Genomic DNA, 16,680 nt, shown 5'->3' on the forward strand with positions numbered 1-16,680 from the left:
AAGTCAGGTAAAAAATCTGACGTTGCTGTCAGAAAAATAACCCAATATTCAAAAACAGACCCCACACCTTATCGCGAAGTTCGATTGCCGCCGTGTTGTGACGCTATCAGTGCAGGGAGGTACCCTGCACCAATGCCGACTGCACACAGTCAAGCAGGCGCTCGGTGCTCCATGGCTTGGGCAGGAATTTCACCGTATTGCCCAGTTGCGCCGCCATCACCGTATTGCCCGAGGTCAGCACCACCGGCAAGGACGGCCAGCGATGGGCCACGACCTTGCTCAGGTCATACCCGTTGAGCAGGCCGGGCATCTGGATATCGCTGACAATCAGGTCTACCGGATCACTGGTCCGCTCCAGAAAAATCATCCCTTCATCGGCCGATGGGAACGAGGTCACCACCGCGCCGAACTCCTCCAGCACATCCACCATCAACGAGCGAATGATCTCGTCGTCTTCCAGTACCAATATCGATGGCTGAGCCATGATCCTTACTCCACCATCTGGGTTGAGTAAGGTGGAGTGGCAGGCCATGGGATAGGTTCTACTGAATGTTTTTTATTCGATGGGTGGTCATTTGAGCGTGTCGCCAGCGTGGATAAAACGGCCGCTGCTTGCGAGCTTCGGGTGGGATAAGCCAGGATGTGGGCCACGTAACTTCACAGCAAGGGATGCGAGTGTGAAAGAACTGATTGGGGCGTTGATCGTCGTTGCCACCGTGTTGTTCGGGTGTACCGGGGTATTGGTCGCCGTCGCGTTTACCACCCAGAAAAGCCGCCTGGAAATACTCAAGACCTTGGGCGGCATGAGCCTTGGCCGCGACCGCTTTATCGGGATCGCCCAGTTGTGGGCCAACCTCTTCCAACGGGTGTTCGGGCAAACGTACCTCGCCCGGCGCCAACTGATCAGTATCCCGCTGTACACCTTGCTCGTGTCGCTGGTGTTTTTTGTGGTGTGGCTGCTGGATCTCTACCTGTTTAAAAATCCCGAGCACGTGTTCAATGTTCCGCCGCCGCCGAATGTGCTGCAAGCCATCCAGGACTTCTACGGCAAGGGGCTGCTGGTGGCGATGGTGATCGACTGCGTGACCATCCAGTTGACCAAATGGAGCATCAACGTGGGAACGCGTCGCGGGTTTGGTTCGTGGCAGTTCCTGGGGTGCTTTTCGGCGACGATTGCCTTGGCCTACCTGTTGTTCAGTGTGGCGGTCTACTGGTTTCGCTGGTCGGACATGAACGAGCTGTACGCCATGTTGCCCGCTGACGAAGTGCGGCCGACGATCGCGTTCAACCCGTTGCGCAATGTGCTGTATTCGATCGCGCTGTTTCAGCCCGTGACGTTTATCTATGCCACCTCCGAAGGTTTTATCTCCAGTTACTTCATGCCCGAGCCGATCCTGTTTTACTGCGCGGCGACCGGAACCCTCTCGCTGCTCACCATCGGCGTGGTCTATCAATTCGCCCGAGGCGCGGAGCTGTTGCGACGGTTGTGCATGGGCTTTGTCAGCCACGTCGGCACGCCCCGGACCAACGCCATGAGTGTGGTGTTCATGATGCTGCTGGGGCTGGTGTTGGTGCCGTTGTGCCTGATGGCGCTTTATCTGGCTGTCTGAAGATTCGGCCTGTTCCGTCAGAAGCGTTCGTCCAGCAGGGCTGGCAAAGTCAGCTCTTTGACAAAGCTGGCCGATGACAGGCTCAAGGCCATGCGCACCACTTGCACCACGTCGTGTACCGGGATCAACTGCCCGTCGCCACGCTGCTCGGCCTCAAGGCGGGAGGTGCTCAATGGATCCTCTGTATTCAGGTAGCCCAGGTTCAGGCAGGTCACGCCCAGGCGCTGGTGCCGATAACCTTCACGCAAGGCATCGGCCATGCCGCGCAAGGCGAACTTCGACGCGCCGAACGTCACTTCCGGGCGCCCACTCTGTGGCAGACCTGAGGTAGAGCCGGTAAAGATGATGCGTGGGTTGGGGCTTTTTAACAGCACGGGCAGCAGGCGCTTGATCAGCAGCAAGGGGGCGGTGATGTTGCAGCTGACAATGGCTTCCAACTGCGTGTCTTCATCCTTGAGGAAGCTGTAGGCCTCATCGAACGCCTGTTCTTCCCAGATACCCAGGTTATAGATCAGCGTATCCAGGCCGTCCTGTGCCACCGCCTGCTCGATGACCTGTGCGGCTTGCGCCGGCTGGCCAAGGTCGGCTTCCACCCATGACACTTCGGCGCCACTGCTGGATATCAAGCCTGTAGGACGGCTGCGCGAGACCCCGATCAAGGTATCCCCCACGCCGCCCAAGCCTTCCATAAATGCCCTGCCCAAACCTTTGCTTGCACCGACCACCATGGTTCTCATTGATCTCTCCTTGAACTGACGCGCTGATGGAAAGTGCGCATGCAAACAGAGGGCGGGAGTGATGGCAATTAAATGGCTGTGTCCAAATGTTTTGCCAGACAGCGGGAGCGATTTGCCTTCAGTTGATTTAGAGTGATGGCTCTTTGCCATTCGTCCAGTCGACGCTAAGGAAGTAAAAATGAAACGGATCGAACGCGACTTCATCACCCTGTTCAATTGCCTGTGGTACCAGGATTTTCCGGTGGAGGTGGATGCCGTCACCAACCGTGCCGGGTGGACGATTCATGTGGGGCTGGTGATGCGCGAGTGCGCGAAATTGCTCGGCGCGCGTGCCTATTTCGAACAGGGCGGGCGTACCGATGCGGTCCTGAAATATCCCGACAAGAGCATCCTGTCCAACGTCGAATGGGAGTGGGTCCAGTCCCATAACGACAAAGTGGATGAAATCAGCAAACTGTTTAAAAACCATGAACAGGCGGCGTTCTCCACTTTCGTGTCCTACAGCACCAAAAGCCATTTGCCCGAAGCCATCGAGAAGGCGTCCAAGCTCTGGGCCAAGGCCAGCACACCGCTGGTTTTCTTTGTCGTAACCTTTGAGTCGGTAGGGCGCGACCGGCACTTCCTGGAACTGCAAACGCACTTTTTCAGCCGTGGCAAACATAAAAAAATCCGTTCACAGCCAGCCCTGCCTTGGCAGATCAACCGGGCACGCTTCAATAACGTGGACGAGGACAAGTAAACCGCAGGCATAATTGCCGCCTCTACCGCCTGAAGCCCGTGACCTGGAGCCCCTGATGAAACCCGCTGCCTTACTGACCCTGTTACTCACGGCCATGCTTTTCAACACGTCGGCGGTGGCAGCAGGCGATGCCGAGGCAGGCGGCCGGCTGTTCGCCAAGACCTGTGGCGGTTGCCACAGTGTCGGGCTGAACGCCCGTGGCGGCTTTGGGCCACAGCTCAATGGGGTGATCGGGCGGCTGGCGGGCACCACGGCGGACTATCAGTATTCCGCCGCGATGAAAAATTCGGGCGTGGTGTGGACGCGGGAGACCCTCGCGGCCTATATCGAGAATCCGAAAAAAGTGGTGAGCGGGACCCGCATGATTTTCTGGGGGATCAGTGATCAGCAGAAGATCGAGAACCTGCTGACCTATCTGGAGACCTTTCAGGCGCAATAGCGCGATACACCCAAATCCATTGCAGGAGCCGGCAAACCGGCTCCTGCAGGATTGGCAGCGATTTCAACTGCCTTGTGGTGTTTCCCCGCGTGCCAGTCGCGCATTGATATCGTCGATTACTGCCGGCAGGTCGACGATGGTGTCGATCAGGTAGTGCGGCCGTGACCCTTCAAACATCTGTGTAATACGCTCGCGTTCCTGCGCCAGTTCTTCGGCCGGCAGCGCCTTGTATTGCGCGTAGGTCCGCCCCAGTGCGTTGCCCGAGCAGGTCAGGGCGACTGTCCACATGCCGGCACTGCGTCCTTCCAGGATTCCCGGCCAGGTGTCATCGACCTTGACGCACGCCGCCACATCGCTGATGCCCAGGGCGATCACATTGGCCAGGGCCTGGGCCGGATGCGGGCGACCGTTGGGCACTTCGTCGGTGGCCACTACATGATCGGCCACATAGCCATTTTGCCGCGCCAACTCGACTACCTTGGCCATCACCACCGCCGGGTAGCCCGAGCACGAGCCGATCTTCAAACCCTTGGCGCGCAGGGTTTCAATCGCCTCCAGCGCACCGGGAATCACTGCCGAGTGCAGGGCGATTTTCTCGATCTGCAACGGCATGAAACGCTCGTACAGGGCGGTGACGTCTGCGTCGGTCGGCTGGCGGTTGAACACCGCACGATAGCGCTCGGCAATCTGCGGCTGATTGCACAGGGTGCGGATGTGATCCCACTTGCCCATGCCCATCGGCCCGCGGGCTTCCTCCAGGGACACGGCGACGCCGAACTCGGCAAAGGCCTCGACGAAAATCTGCGTGGGCGCAAACGAGCCGAAGTCGACGACGGTGCCGGCCCAGTCCAGGACCACGGCTTGCAACGTAGAAGGTTGTTGGTAATGCATGATCAATCTCCATTTTCGGGTATGAGCAGGCCGTCCCTCGATTCACGAGGTAAGCCGGTTGAGTGCAAAAGGGTGAAGCGAATCAGGTAGCCGGTATGGGGCTGGCCTCGAACAGTTCGGCGATCATCGGTCGGTTGCGCCGGATGCCCAGGCAACACAGGTGGTAGTCGATGGAAAACGGGTGGTCGACGAAGGTGATCGGTGTGGTACCCGGCGTTTCGGCGTATTCCACCGCCGATACAAAGCCAATGCCGATACCCTTGGCGATGGCATGCACGATGGCTTCGCGGCTGTTGAGCTGCATCACGCAGTTGAGGTCCACCCCCAGGCGCTTGCAGCTTTCTTCCACCAGTTGCCGGGTGCGCGAGCTGCGTTCGCGCATGACCCAACGCTCCTGGCTGATCTGCTCGACGTGTACCTCTTTCTGCGCAGCCCAGGGATGGTCGTCGCGCACCACCGCAATGATCGGGTAACGCCGGTACAGCTGCGTATCGAAGCGTTGGTCAAACTCCGAGAGGGCCAGGATTGCCACGTCGATATCAAAATTGAACAGGCGGTCGAGGGTCTCCTTCTCCGGGGAAAACGAGGTCTCCAGCGTGATATCCGGGTGGCGCTGCATCAACTCGTACGTCAGGTTCATGGCAATGGGCGGCGAAACAGCGCCCAGGCGCAACATCCCGGTCTTGCGCTGCTTGAAGCTGTGCAGCAGTTGCATGGCCTCATCCTCCTGGCCGAACAGGCCCTGGGTGATCCCGTAGAGCGCATGGCCGGCCGAGCTCATCTCGATAAAGCGCCCACGGCGGTGGAACAACTCCACCGAGAACTGCTTTTCCAGGCCGTTGACCTGTTCGCTGACAGTCGGCTGGCCGACGCTCAAGTACTCGGCGGCGAGGGTGAAACTGCCGGTCTTCGCCACCGCATGAAAGGACCGTAGCCACTTGTGGTACTGGTACATAACACATCCTGTTCCAGGGATCAGCCGAGCCGGGTCATCAACGGCGGATAAACAGGGCCACCACCGCGCTGCACAGGCAGGCCGAGGTGACGACGATGAAGATCAGCGACGTATTGCCGGTACTGTCGAGCATACTGCCGATCAGCGGTTCTGCCAGGCCGGCGAATAGATAAGACGAGAAGTTCATCACACCCGTGGCCGTGCCTGCGCGCTTGGCACCCACCAGGTCCGGGCACAAAGCCCAGAAGCTGGACGCCGGGCCGTAGACAAAGAACCCGCAGAGAAACAGCGCCACCAGGCCGACCGCGCTATGGGGCGGCAGGCTCCACATCCACAGGCTGGTCGCGGCGCCGAGGAACATATAGAGCATGATCGCCAGGTAGCGCTTGGAGCCGAACAGCTTGTCCGACACCCAGCCATTGCTCAGGGCGCCGACGGCCATGCCCACCGGCAGGGCGACGGTGATCCACTTTGGATCGATCATGCTGTCGCCGCTTTTCCAGTTGGCGCCGAGGAAATGCACTGGCACCCACACGATCAGGCCGTAGCGCGCAGCGTTCTGGAAACCCAGGGACACGGCGGCAATGATCAGGCGCGCGTTTTTCAGCACCGCCTTGTAGCGCTGGGCCGAGGTTTCCTCTTCGCCGTGGGCCACTTCATGGCCCTTGTCCTCGGCGTTGGCCACGCCGGTATCGGCCAGGGGTTCGAAGCCCAGGTCCTGCGGGCGCTCACGGGCCACCAGGTAAAACAGGATACCCCCGGCCAACATCAACAGGACCGGCAGGCGGAAGATCCAGCGCCATTCCAGTTGCAGCACCTCCAACACCACGATGGAGGTCACATAGGACAGCACCGACGCGCAGCCGGCGGCGAACACGTAGAAGCCATAGACCCGGCCGCGCTCGCTGGCGCTCCACCAGTTGGAGATCAAGCGACTGCCCGGCGCCCAGCCCAGGGCCTGGAAGTAACCGTTGATGCCCCACGGCAGGATCAACCCGGCAAAACCACTGGCAAAACTGGTGACCCAGTTGGCGCCACAGGACAGCACCGCGCCCAGGGTCATAATGCGCCGTCCGCCGAACTTATCGGCCAGGTTGCCGTTGATCGCCTGGCCGATGGCATAGGACCAGAGCATGGCGGCCGAGATCCAGCCCAGCACTTCCTTGGTCAGGCCGAACTCGGCCTGGATTCCCGGGATGGCGAAGCCGAAGGTCTGGCGCCCAGTGTAGAAAAACAGGTAACAAAACATCGCCGCGAGCAGCATGCGCCACTGGGCAAAACGGAACGACGCCGAGCGAACGGCAGGGGCAGGCAGGGTTTGTGCACGATTCATGATGTTTTCCTTATTGTTATTCGCCCCCGAAGCCGCAGCGACGGGGTGGCACCCTTTACAGGTGCAAGAGGAAAGACTGAATTGCGTTGAGCCTAGGCGGCTTTCGAACCGATAAAGTTTTTGCCGCGTGCACCTTGCAGGGCGAAGCGGATCATCGCGGCGGCCTCGGTGGGCGTGACGCCGTAATCGGCAAACTCGGTTTTTACCTCCAGGCTATGCAGGAAGTTGCGCAACCGGGTCTGGGCTTTGTCCAGGTCATCACCGAACACCCGTTGCAGGGTGCGATCCCGCGCCGCGTCATGTCCCCACGCCAAGCCAAGGACCAGCGGCAAGGTAAAGGAGCAGGCGATGCCATGGGGCAGGCCGTGGTGCAGGGTCATCTCGTAGGAAATGGAGTGGGCCAGCGCAGTCTTGGTATTGGAAAACGCCAGGCCGGCCTTGAGCGCGGCCAAGGCCATGCGCGAGCGCAACTCCTGATTACCGAGGTCGCGCCGCAGCGATGGCAGGCATTCCAGGATGTCCTCGATGGCCGATACCGCGAACGTGTCCGAAATCGGATTGGCATTGATGTTCCATATCGCCTCCAGCGCGTGGGACAAGGCGTCCAGCCCCGTCGACACCGTGACCCCGGCCGGTACGGTCAGCATCAACTGTGGGTCGACAATCGCCACCTTCGGCCAGGTGCAATCCAGGTGCAGGGAATACTTCTTGTGGCTGGCCGAATCCCAGATCGTCGCCCAGGGCGTCACCTCACTGCCGGTGCCCGCCGTGGTCGGCGCAGCGATCAAGGTTTTGCAGTGCGCCGGCACAAACGGCTGGCCGGTCGCCAACAATCCCAGTAATTCATCGAACTGCCCGGACTCAGTGCCGACAATCAGCGCCTTGGCCGTATCAATCGCACTGCCGCCACCGACGGCCAGCACCACATCGCAATCCCCGGCTTGCAGCCAGAAACGCTCGTAGGTTTCACGCAATTGCGCGACATCGGGATTGGGCTGCACATCCTCGACGACATACACCAGACGCTCGCCCAGCAATCCCTGGATCCGCTCGACCAAGCCCAGGCCACGGGCCTCCGGGAAGGTGACGAGAGCGACGGTCTGCTGCGCAGTGATGCTGGCCAGGTCTTGCAGGCAGCCCCAGCCGAAGCGGGTGTCTACCGGGTTATGGAATCGGGCAGTCATGGCGTGTTCCTGGTTTTTGTTGTTGGAAGTGGCGCCAATAGTCGGGGAGGGTGGGGGAGAGCTCAAATCGATAGATTGGGGGGATGGATTGGCTGGGCCGATATGAGATGTAGGATGGTCAAGGGCAAGTGCCTGCCTTGGCGTGGTTGGGTCTTTGCCACGACCACGCCGATACGAGCTCTAAGCTTACCGCCGCTGCTTTTCTGTCCTAAACGTTGCGTGCTGGTAGGATCTTTCCTGTTTTCATGTAGCCCCGTCTTTGGCAGCACTGCGTTTGCTACTTTTGCGTGAAAAATACGCGATGGAGACGCGGAATGCTCACTTTCGATTCCCTATGGAAAAACCACCCGCAGATCTATGGAGACGCAGCGCCATGCCGGACCAACGGTGCCAAAAACTTCAGTGATCAATGCGCGATCAACCTTGGTGTTGCACTGCGCAGATCAGGCGCTGATCTGAGCAAATTAAGAGGCGTGCGCTATTGTTGGCAGCATCCCAAGGCTGAGGGCCATGTACTGGCAGCAGAAGAAATGGCCAGAGCATTAAGCGGTACGAACATTCTCGGCTTGCAACGAATGAGAAAGGTCACACCCGAAGGTTTTGAGGATGAGCTGCAAGGGCAGCGAGGCATCATTTTCTTCAAGGACTTTTGGCGCCGGGGGAGCGAGACATTTGGCAATCGCAGTGGTGATCACATTGATCTGTGGAATGGGCGGCGGTTGACGGATTGGTTGAGCTACCCGCGTATTCAACTTGGGTTTTCGATTGAGGGGACGTTCTCGGATTATCACGAGTCCAGGGAGATTTGGTTTTGGAAGGTTTTATGACGGTAGTTAAGGGCATGTTATTTGTAGCGTTGGTGGTGGCTGTGGCGGTTGCGGTGTTTAACGGGTTGGTTGTAGCGGCTTCGGCTTACTTTGGGCCGTTTTACGAGAATGATGCGGACCAGAGTCGGAATTTTGGGATTTGGTTGTTAGGGAATGGGGTGGTAGTTGGGGTTTCAATGTTAGTTGGAGTTGTTTGGTTCCGTCGGCGTTTGCTTCGGGGTTAGGAGCCCAGCTCTAGGAACCTCTTTTTTGGCTTGCTCCTGAATACTTCAGGCCCCGCTGGGAATAAATGTATCCGTTGATTGGCAGGCAATCCCGATCTGCAGTGCTGCATCCTGATCAGGAAAAGGGCACGGATCTATTTTCAAACAAGTCCGTCCCCTTTTTACTGCTGGGGCTTTTGGGCGCTAATCAGCGCAAATTCCTGCCACCTTCACCCCCTCTGTTCGAACCGCCGCCGCTTCAGGAACAACCCCACCCCCAGTGCAACGGCAAAGATCGACAGCAGCCCCAGGTCAAACCCAAACAAACGGATTTGGCTTGCAGCCACGCAGCCGACCGCTCCGATCGCTACCAGCAGCACCCCTAGCCATTTGCGAAGTGGGTACGACTTCAGAAACCGATCGAGCAGAAAGAACAGCACCAGGGCAATGACCAACTGGGTAATGTCAGACATGTGTTTCTCCCGTCAGGTCTTGATGATCAGTGTCGAGGCGCTACGTTGTGGGCCGATACCGCCATTCACCTGCGCCTCGATGCTGACCAGTATGTCGCCTGCATGATAGGTGGGCAGGGTTTCATTCACATACATGCGCACACCGGCGCCGACAGGGGCACCCACGTAGGGGGAGGCTACATAAGAGGTGGCGCCAGCGAATGCCGAGGCCGCGAGGTTAGCGATCTTGGTGCGTTGGGCATTGAGAACATCGCCCTGTTGCCGGGTCAGCGGCTTGGAGATGCCGATCATCATCAGGCACGGCAGGTTCTTGGCCAGCATCTTGTCGTACACCTCGACGACCTTGCGGTTGACCTCATAGTGGGCGCTTTTCGCTTCACCAAAATGCAACTCGCCCAGGCGTCCGCGCTCGCTGTCGGTAAGGGTGATCTGCGAGACGTTGAACACGATCCCGTGATTGCCCATGTATTGGAAAGTCCCTTCGAACTTCATTGCACGCATCCTTTCGAGCCAAAGGTGGGGATTGTCTAGAAGGCGCGCGCTGGATTCAAATCATTTCACCTGCCTGGCAAGGTGCGTTGCCCGCCGTAAGGTGTTGATTGCATGAGCAGGGCTGGCATCTGTGATCCGGTGAACCGGAACAAATCGGTATGGTTGACCGAGGAAGGACCTGGAGCGCTGGGTGAGAGAGTTGCTGCAGACGGGTAGTTCGATGGTGCCGGGGTGGGCGCTATCGCAGGCAAGCCAGCTCCCACATTTGATGGCGTACAGCCGCTGAATCACACGGCTTGCGGTAAAAAGACCTTGGTTTTTAACGGCCGATCAACCCAGCAGGTGTTTGGAAATCAGCCTGGAGATTTCCACCATCGAGGTCTTGCCCGTGAACTCGAACTTCACTTTGCCCAATGACGAGAAGTAGATCTCCAACTCCGAATCCAGGTCGAACGTGCCGGAGGTTTCCACCGAGTACGCGACAATGTTTTTGTACGGCAGGGAAGTGAAGTCCTTCTTGCTGCCGGTGATGCCTTGCACGTTTACGGCGATGATGCGCTTGGTGGTAAACACTACGCCGTCGCGCATGGCTTTGTAGGCATCTACTACCTGTTCGTCATCGAGCAGCAGGGATGCAACGCGTTCGGCGTATTCATTGTTTTGCTTGAGCTTGAAGAAGCCTTTGTTGTTGAAGTCGATCATTGGGCGGTCCTTGTGGTGGGGCAGGGAGGGTGCGTTACAAGATGGCCTTGAGGTAATCCATAAGTGCGTCGAGCGGGGTCTTTAGTTCCTCCAGCGTCGAGGCTTGCTGGACTTCAGCCGCCAGCTTTTGCAGCTCACGGCCCATGACCGTGTTGGCACCCCCCAACGTCTCCAGGGCCAACTTCATGCATTCATCCAACTTGCGTTGGATAGTTGTCAGGTCGCCAGTGCGCACCAACAACCCAAACACCTCCCGCTCATACCCATCCATGACCAGATCGTCGCGCAGGATCGGGCTGCCATCTTCCGTCTCATGCACCAGTTTGAGGGCGAACAGAGCAACGGCTTCGAGTGTCAATTCCATGGTCCTGGTACCTCTACTATCTGGTGCGGTGGGCGATGATCACTTTTCTGCAGGCGAAAAAAAAGACCTTGAATTTCAAGGTCTTTTTTAAGATGGTGCCCCGAGGGAGACTCGAACTCCCACTCCTTTCGAAAACGGATTTTGAATCCGCCGCGTCTACCAATTCCGCCATCAGGGCTCAATGGCGGCGAAGTATAGAGAGGTGATTACCGTTGGTCAATCACGTTTCATGGTCTATTTTCACTATTTCCGCTAGACTTCCAGGCCCTGCTAGACGAACCCCATCATGCGCGTTGCTGACTTTACTTTTGAACTCCCGGATTCGCTGATCGCCCGCCACCCTTTGGCCGAGCGTCGCGCCAGCCGACTGTTGACCCTGGACGGGGTCAGCGGTGCCCTTGCACACCGTCAATTCACTGATTTGCTTGAGCATTTGCGCCCAGGCGATTTGATGGTCTTCAACAATACCCGGGTGATTCCGGCGCGGCTGTTTGGCCAGAAGGCTTCCGGCGGCAAGCTGGAAATCCTCGTCGAGCGGGTGCTGGACAGTCATCGTGTGCTGGCCCATGTGCGCTCCAGCAAGTCGCCGAAACCGGGGTCGAGCATTCTGATTGATGGCGGTGGCGAGGCCGAGATGGTCGCGCGCCATGACGCGCTGTTCGAGCTCAAGTTTGCCGAGGAAGTGCTGCCGCTGCTGGAGCGTGTCGGCCATATGCCGTTGCCTCCTTATATAGACCGTCCCGACGAAGACTCGGACCGCGAGCGCTATCAGACGGTTTACTCCGAACGCCTCGGCGCCGTCGCCGCGCCGACGGCCGGGTTGCATTTTGACCAGCCGCTGCTGGATGCGATTGCCGCCAAGGGTGTCGAGACTGCCTATGTGACCCTGCACGTGGGGGCCGGGACGTTTCAGCCGGTGCGTGTGGAGAACATCGAAGATCACCATATGCACAGCGAATGGCTGGAAGTCAGCCAGGCCGTGGTGGACGCGGTCAACGCCTGCAAGGCGCGCGGTGGGCGGGTGGTCGCAGTGGGCACCACCAGCGTGCGCTCCCTGGAGAGCGCGGCGCGCGATGGCGTGCTCAAGCCGTTCAGTGGCGACACCGACATCTTTATCTACCCAGGCCGGCCGTTTCATGTGGTCGACTGCCTGGTCACCAACTTCCATTTGCCGGAATCCACGCTGTTGATGCTGGTGTCGGCCTTCGCGGGTTATCCCGAAACAATGGCCGCGTATAACGCCGCCATTGACAATGGATACCGTTTTTTCAGCTACGGTGATGCGATGTTTATCACCCGTAATCCGGCGCCGCGCGGCCCAGAGGAACAACTATGAGTCGTATGTCGTTTGAATTATTGGCCACCGACGGCAAGGCCCGTCGCGGCCGCCTGACCTTCCCTCGCGGTACCGTGGAGACCCCGGCGTTCATGCCGGTCGGCACCTACGGCACGGTCAAGGGCATGCTGCCGCGTGACATCGTCGCCACCGGCGCCGAGATCATCCTTGGCAACACCTTCCACCTGTGGCTGCGCCCGGGCACGGAAGTGATCAAGAAGCACGGCGACCTGCATGACTTCATGAAGTGGCAAGGCCCGATCCTCACTGACTCCGGTGGTTTCCAGGTGTTCAGCCTGGGCGCCATGCGCAAGATCAAGGAGGAGGGCGTGACCTTCGCCTCGCCGGTGGACGGTTCCAAGGTGTTCATGGGTCCGGAAGAGTCGATGCAGGTCCAGCGCGACCTGGGCTCCGACATTGTGATGATTTTTGACGAGTGCACGCCGTACCCGGCCGATGAAGACGTGGCGCGGATCTCCATGGAGCTGTCGTTGCGCTGGGCCCAGCGCTCGAAGAATGCCCACGGCGACAACACGGCGGCGTTGTTCGGTATCGTCCAGGGCGGTATGCACGAAAGCCTGCGCAAGCGCTCGCTGGAAGGCCTGGACAAGATCGGCTTCGATGGCCTGGCCATTGGCGGTCTGTCGGTGGGCGAGCCCAAGCATGAAATGATCAAGGTGCTGGACTACCTGCCAGGCCTGATGCCTTCTGACAAACCTCGTTACCTTATGGGCGTTGGCAAACCAGAAGATCTCGTAGAGGGTGTGCGCCGCGGTGTGGACATGTTCGATTGCGTGATGCCAACCCGTAATGCCCGCAATGGGCATCTGTTCATTGATACAGGCGTGCTGAAGATCCGTAACGCGTTCCATCGCCATGATGATTCGCCGCTGGATCCCACCTGTGATTGCTACACCTGCCAGAACTTCTCCCGTGCTTATCTGCACCATCTGGACAAATGCGGGGAAATGCTGGGTAGCATGTTGAATACCATCCACAATTTGCGTCACTACCAAGTCCTGATGGCTGGTTTGCGCGAGGCTATTCAACAGGGTACATTGGCCGCCTTTGTCGATGCCTTCTATGCCAAGCGCGGGCTGCCCGTGCCGCCCTTGGACTGAGTTTCCCGACCCTAAGATTCACTATTTGCAACTGGAGTGCTAAATGAGCTTTTTTATCTCTAACGCTATGGCTGACGCCGCTGCACCGGCCGCTGCCGGTCCTATGGGCGGTGGTTTCGAGTGGATTTTCCTGGTCGGCTTCCTGGTCATCTTCTACCTGATGATCTGGCGCCCACAGGCCAAGCGCGCCAAAGAGCAGAAAAACCTGCTGGGTAGCCTGCAAAAAGGCGACGAAGTGGTCACCACCGGCGGTATCGCTGGCAAGATCACCAAGGTTTCCGATGCTTTCGTGGTACTGGAAGTCTCCGACACCGTTGAAATGAAGTTCCAGAAAGGCGCCATCGCCGCCACGCTGCCAAAAGGCACGCTCAAAGCGATCTGAGTAACAACTTTTACCAATCGACGGGGCGCGCAAGGCGCCCCGCGTCATAAGCGGGCGGCGTGATGCTGAACAAATACCCTCTGTGGAAATACGTACTGATCCTGGCGGTGCTGGCGATCGGCTTTATTTATTCCGCTCCCAATCTCTATCCTGATGACCCGGCGATCCAGATCACCGGTGCCAGCACTTCGCTGCAGGTCAATCAGGCTGACCTGGACCGTGCGAGCAAGGCGCTCATCGACGCGGGTATCCAGGTTAAAGCGGCAACATTGGCAGCTGATGCGAAGGGCGGTTTGCTGCGCCTGACCAAGCAAGAAGACCAATTGCCGGCCAAGGATGTTGTGCGCAAGGTCATGGGTGATGACTACGTCGTTGCACTGAACCTGGCTCAGACCACGCCAAAATGGTTGAGCAGCATTGGCGCGCATCCCATGAAGCTGGGTCTGGACTTGTCCGGTGGTGTGCACTTCCTGTTGGAAGTGGACATGGACAAAGCCCTCGACGCACGCATGAAAGTCTACGAAGGCGATGTGAAGAGCCTGCTGCGTAAAGAGCGCCTGCGTTATCGCAGCCTGCCGCAGCTCAATGGTGCCATCCAGCTGGGTTTTGCTGACGAAGCAAGCCGCGAACAGGCCCGTGCACTGATCCGCAAAAGCTTCAACGATTTCGACATTGTTCCGGCCGACCTCAATGGTCAGGCGGTACTGCGTCTGGCGATGACCCCGGCCAAGCTGGCGGAAATCCGTGAATACTCCATCAAGCAGAACTTGACCACGGTACGTAACCGCGTCAACGAGCTGGGTGTGGCCGAGCCTCTGGTTCAGCGCCAGGGTGCCAACCGCATCGTGGTTGAGCTGCCGGGCGTGCAGGATACTGCTGAAGCCAAGCGCATCCTCGGCAAGACTGCCAACCTGGAGTTCCGCCTGGCGGCCGAACCGGGTGCTTCCAAGGCCACTTCCGAAACCTTCGAGTTCCGCGAGGGCAACCGCCCGGCCGCGCAGATCGAGCGTAGCCTGATCATCACCGGTGACCAGGTGACGGATGCCAAGGCTGGTTTCGGCGAGCACGGCACGCCTGAAGTGAACATCCGTCTGGATGGTCATGGTGGCGAACTGATGAACCGCGCCACGCGCAGCAACGTCGGTCGCAGCATGGCGGTGATCTTCATCGAGCAACGCCCGGTGACCACCTACACCAAGCAAATGGTCAATGGCGTCGAGAAAGACGTGGCGGTACAGACCTTCAAGGAAGAGAAGAAGATCATCAGCCTGGCGACCATCCAGTCGCCTCTGGGTGCTCAATTCCGCATCACCGGCCTGAACGGCCAGGGTGAGTCTTCCGAACTGGCGCTGCTGTTGCGTGCCGGTGGCCTGGCCGCACCGATGTACTTCGCCGAGGAGCGCACCATTGGCCCAAGCCTGGGTGCTGACAACATCACCAAGGGTGTCGATGCAGCGCTGTGGGGCATGCTGTTCGTTTCGCTGTTCATCATTGCCATCTACCGCTTCTTCGGCGTCATCGCCACCGTAGCCCTGGCGGGCAACATGGTGATGCTGCTGGCCCTGATGTCGCTGCTGGGGGCTACACTGACCCTGCCGGGTATCGCCGGTATCGTGCTGACCATGGGTATGGCGGTAGACGCCAACGTGCTGATCTTCTCGCGGATTCGTGAAGAGATCGCGGCGGGCATGAGCGTGCAGCGGGCAATCAACGAAGGCTTCGGCCGGGCATTTACCGCGATTCTCGACTCCAACCTGACCACATTGCTGGTCGGCGGGATTCTCTTTGCCATGGGCACCGGCCCGGTCAAGGGTTTTGCGGTGACCATGTCCCTCGGTATCTTTACCTCGATGTTCACGGCCATTTTGGTGACCCGCGCAATGGTCAACCTGATCTTTGGCGGGCGTGACTTCAAGAAGTTGTGGATTTAAGGGGCTGCCATGTTACGTACAATCAACTTCATGGGCGTTCGCAACGTTGCGTTCGGCGTCACTGTGCTCCTTACCGTCCTGGCGCTGTTCAGCTGGTTCCATAAGGGGTTGAACTACGGCCTGGATTTTACCGGCGGTACGCTCATCGAGCTGACCTACGAGAAACCGGCCGACGTCACCAAGGTGCGTGCCCAACTGAACGAGGCCGGGTATAACGAGGCGATCGTGCAGAGCTTTGGTGCGACCACCGACCTGCTGGTGCGGATGCCCGGTGAAGACCCGCAACTGGGTCACCAGGTGGCCGAGGCCTTGCTCAAGGTCGGTGGCGACAACCCGGCTTCGGTCAAGCGCGTCGAGTTCGTCGGCCCGCAGGTGGGTGAAGAGCTGCGCGACCAGGGCGGCCTCGGCATGCTGATGGCGCTGGCCGGCATCATGGTCTACCTGGCGTTCCGCTTTCAGTGGAAGTTTGGCGTCGGTGCCATTGTCTCGCTGATCCACGACGTGATCGTGACCGTGGGTATCCTGGCGTACTTCCAGATCACCTTCGACCTGACGGTATTGGCGGCGGTGCTGGCGATCATTGGTTACTCTTTGAACGACACCATCGTGGTATTCGACCGGGTTCGCGAGAACTTCCGGGTGCTGCGCAAGGCGACGTTGATCGAGAACATCAACATCTCCACCACCCAGACCCTGCTGCGTACCATGGCGACGTCGATCTCCACCTTGCTGGCGATTGCCGCACTGATGATCTTCGGTGGCGACAACCTGTGGGGCTTCTCCCTGGCGCTGTTCATCGGCGTCCTGGCAGGCACCTACTCGTCGATCTACATCGCCAACGTGGTGCTGATCTGGCTGAACCTCAACAGCGAAGACCTGATTCCTCCTGTTGCGACAGACAAGGAGATCGACGACCGCCCTTGATGGGTGCTTGTTGATCGGCTGTTACAAAGAAGGCGCG

19 protein-coding genes and 1 tRNA gene are annotated in these 16,680 nt (G+C 58.8%); 9 read left to right on the top strand and 11 right to left on the bottom strand.

Annotated elements, in window-relative coordinates:
* Positions 1-106: 106 nt before the first annotated feature.
* Positions 107-484 carry a response regulator gene (locus tag PSFL_RS26470; RefSeq protein WP_057444523.1) on the bottom strand — a complete coding sequence of 126 codons (378 nt, stop codon included), beginning with the start codon at positions 482-484 and terminating at the stop codon, positions 107-109.
* A gap of 193 nt (positions 485-677) precedes the next feature.
* On the opposite strand from PSFL_RS26470, the gene PSFL_RS26475 reads away from it, so the two are divergent.
* The gene (locus PSFL_RS26475; RefSeq protein ID WP_170060329.1) at positions 678-1,610 is read left to right on the top strand and encodes a hypothetical protein; all 933 of its coding nucleotides are present in this window, start codon (positions 678-680) and stop codon (positions 1,608-1,610) included.
* Positions 1,611-1,627: 17 nt separating this feature from the next.
* On the opposite strand, the gene PSFL_RS26480 is transcribed toward PSFL_RS26475, so the two are convergent.
* A complete protein-coding gene (locus PSFL_RS26480) occupies positions 1,628-2,347 on the bottom strand; it encodes an SDR family oxidoreductase (protein WP_170060330.1) in 720 nt (239 codons plus the stop codon).
* A gap of 178 nt (positions 2,348-2,525) precedes the next feature.
* On the opposite strand from PSFL_RS26480, the gene PSFL_RS26485 reads away from it, so the two are divergent.
* Both PSFL_RS26485 and PSFL_RS26490 read left to right on the top strand, forming a co-directional pair.
* Positions 2,526-3,086 (top strand): hypothetical protein, encoded by a 561-nt coding sequence (locus PSFL_RS26485; RefSeq protein WP_081044300.1) that lies wholly within the window; start codon positions 2,526-2,528, stop codon positions 3,084-3,086.
* A 55-nt stretch (positions 3,087-3,141) separates the two neighbouring features.
* On the top strand, positions 3,142-3,525 hold the full coding sequence (locus PSFL_RS26490) for a cytochrome c family protein (protein ID WP_169960773.1): 384 nt from the start codon (positions 3,142-3,144) through the stop codon (positions 3,523-3,525).
* 63 nt (positions 3,526-3,588) lie between these two features.
* Here the strand turns inward: PSFL_RS26490 and phnX are convergent, their stop codons facing one another.
* The 4 genes from phnX to psrA form a co-directional block, all read right to left on the bottom strand.
* A complete protein-coding gene (gene phnX / locus PSFL_RS26495; protein WP_057960578.1) occupies positions 3,589-4,416 on the bottom strand; it encodes a phosphonoacetaldehyde hydrolase in 828 nt (275 codons plus the stop codon).
* A gap of 82 nt (positions 4,417-4,498) precedes the next feature.
* Positions 4,499-5,371 carry a LysR substrate-binding domain-containing protein gene (locus PSFL_RS26500; RefSeq protein ID WP_057437906.1) on the bottom strand — a complete coding sequence of 291 codons (873 nt, stop codon included), beginning with the start codon at positions 5,369-5,371 and terminating at the stop codon, positions 4,499-4,501.
* A 37-nt stretch (positions 5,372-5,408) separates the two neighbouring features.
* Positions 5,409-6,704: an MFS transporter gene (locus PSFL_RS26505; protein WP_115127474.1), complete on the bottom strand. Its 1,296-nt coding sequence runs from the start codon at positions 6,702-6,704 to the stop codon at positions 5,409-5,411.
* Positions 6,705-6,796: 92 nt separating this feature from the next.
* Positions 6,797-7,888 carry an iron-containing alcohol dehydrogenase PsrA gene (gene psrA / locus PSFL_RS26510; RefSeq protein ID WP_170060331.1) on the bottom strand — a complete coding sequence of 364 codons (1,092 nt, stop codon included), beginning with the start codon at positions 7,886-7,888 and terminating at the stop codon, positions 6,797-6,799.
* 314 nt (positions 7,889-8,202) lie between these two features.
* Here psrA and PSFL_RS26515 point away from each other — a divergent pair, with 314 nt between their 5' ends.
* Positions 8,203-8,715, top strand: coding sequence for a type VI secretion system amidase effector protein Tae4 (locus PSFL_RS26515; protein ID WP_170060332.1), 513 nt, complete (start codon positions 8,203-8,205; stop codon positions 8,713-8,715).
* A 433-nt stretch (positions 8,716-9,148) separates the two neighbouring features.
* Here PSFL_RS26515 and PSFL_RS26520 read toward each other — a convergent pair whose 3' ends face one another.
* The 5 genes from PSFL_RS26520 to PSFL_RS26540 form a co-directional block, all read right to left on the bottom strand.
* Positions 9,149-9,391: a hypothetical protein gene (locus PSFL_RS26520; RefSeq protein WP_057437913.1), complete on the bottom strand. Its 243-nt coding sequence runs from the start codon at positions 9,389-9,391 to the stop codon at positions 9,149-9,151.
* Positions 9,392-9,403: 12 nt separating this feature from the next.
* Positions 9,404-9,883 (bottom strand): hypothetical protein, encoded by a 480-nt coding sequence (locus PSFL_RS26525; RefSeq protein WP_057437915.1) that lies wholly within the window; start codon positions 9,881-9,883, stop codon positions 9,404-9,406.
* Between the two features lie 330 nt (positions 9,884-10,213).
* Positions 10,214-10,585, bottom strand: coding sequence for a PH domain-containing protein (locus tag PSFL_RS26530; RefSeq protein WP_057437917.1), 372 nt, complete (start codon positions 10,583-10,585; stop codon positions 10,214-10,216).
* Between the two features lie 34 nt (positions 10,586-10,619).
* Complete coding sequence (locus PSFL_RS26535; RefSeq protein WP_057437918.1) at positions 10,620-10,949, bottom strand: hypothetical protein; 330 nt, start codon at positions 10,947-10,949, stop codon at positions 10,620-10,622.
* A 93-nt stretch (positions 10,950-11,042) separates the two neighbouring features.
* Positions 11,043-11,127: transfer RNA gene (locus tag PSFL_RS26540), tRNA-Leu, on the bottom strand.
* 108 nt (positions 11,128-11,235) lie between these two features.
* Here PSFL_RS26540 and queA point away from each other — a divergent pair.
* The 5 genes from queA to secF all read left to right on the top strand — a co-directional run bounded on the left by queA (position 11,236) and on the right by secF (position 16,643).
* Complete coding sequence (gene queA / locus PSFL_RS26545; protein WP_057437921.1) at positions 11,236-12,285, top strand: tRNA preQ1(34) S-adenosylmethionine ribosyltransferase-isomerase QueA; 1,050 nt, start codon at positions 11,236-11,238, stop codon at positions 12,283-12,285.
* A gap of 5 nt (positions 12,286-12,290) precedes the next feature.
* Positions 12,291-13,406, top strand: a complete 1,116-nt coding sequence (gene tgt / locus PSFL_RS26550) for a tRNA guanosine(34) transglycosylase Tgt (RefSeq protein WP_032858353.1) — start codon at positions 12,291-12,293, stop codon at positions 13,404-13,406.
* A 43-nt stretch (positions 13,407-13,449) separates the two neighbouring features.
* Complete coding sequence (gene yajC, locus PSFL_RS26555) at positions 13,450-13,788, top strand: preprotein translocase subunit YajC (protein ID WP_003175975.1); 339 nt, start codon at positions 13,450-13,452, stop codon at positions 13,786-13,788.
* Positions 13,789-13,850: 62 nt separating this feature from the next.
* Positions 13,851-15,719, top strand: a complete 1,869-nt coding sequence (secD, locus tag PSFL_RS26560) for a protein translocase subunit SecD (RefSeq protein ID WP_057437923.1) — start codon at positions 13,851-13,853, stop codon at positions 15,717-15,719.
* A 9-nt stretch (positions 15,720-15,728) separates the two neighbouring features.
* Positions 15,729-16,643, top strand: coding sequence for a protein translocase subunit SecF (secF, locus tag PSFL_RS26565; protein WP_057437925.1), 915 nt, complete (start codon positions 15,729-15,731; stop codon positions 16,641-16,643).
* Positions 16,644-16,680 lie beyond the last annotated feature (37 nt).

Origin of the sequence: Pseudomonas sp. DD1 (assembly GCF_044510355.1) — a bacterium.
Lineage (GTDB): Bacteria > Pseudomonadota > Gammaproteobacteria > Pseudomonadales > Pseudomonadaceae > Aquipseudomonas > Aquipseudomonas shahriarae.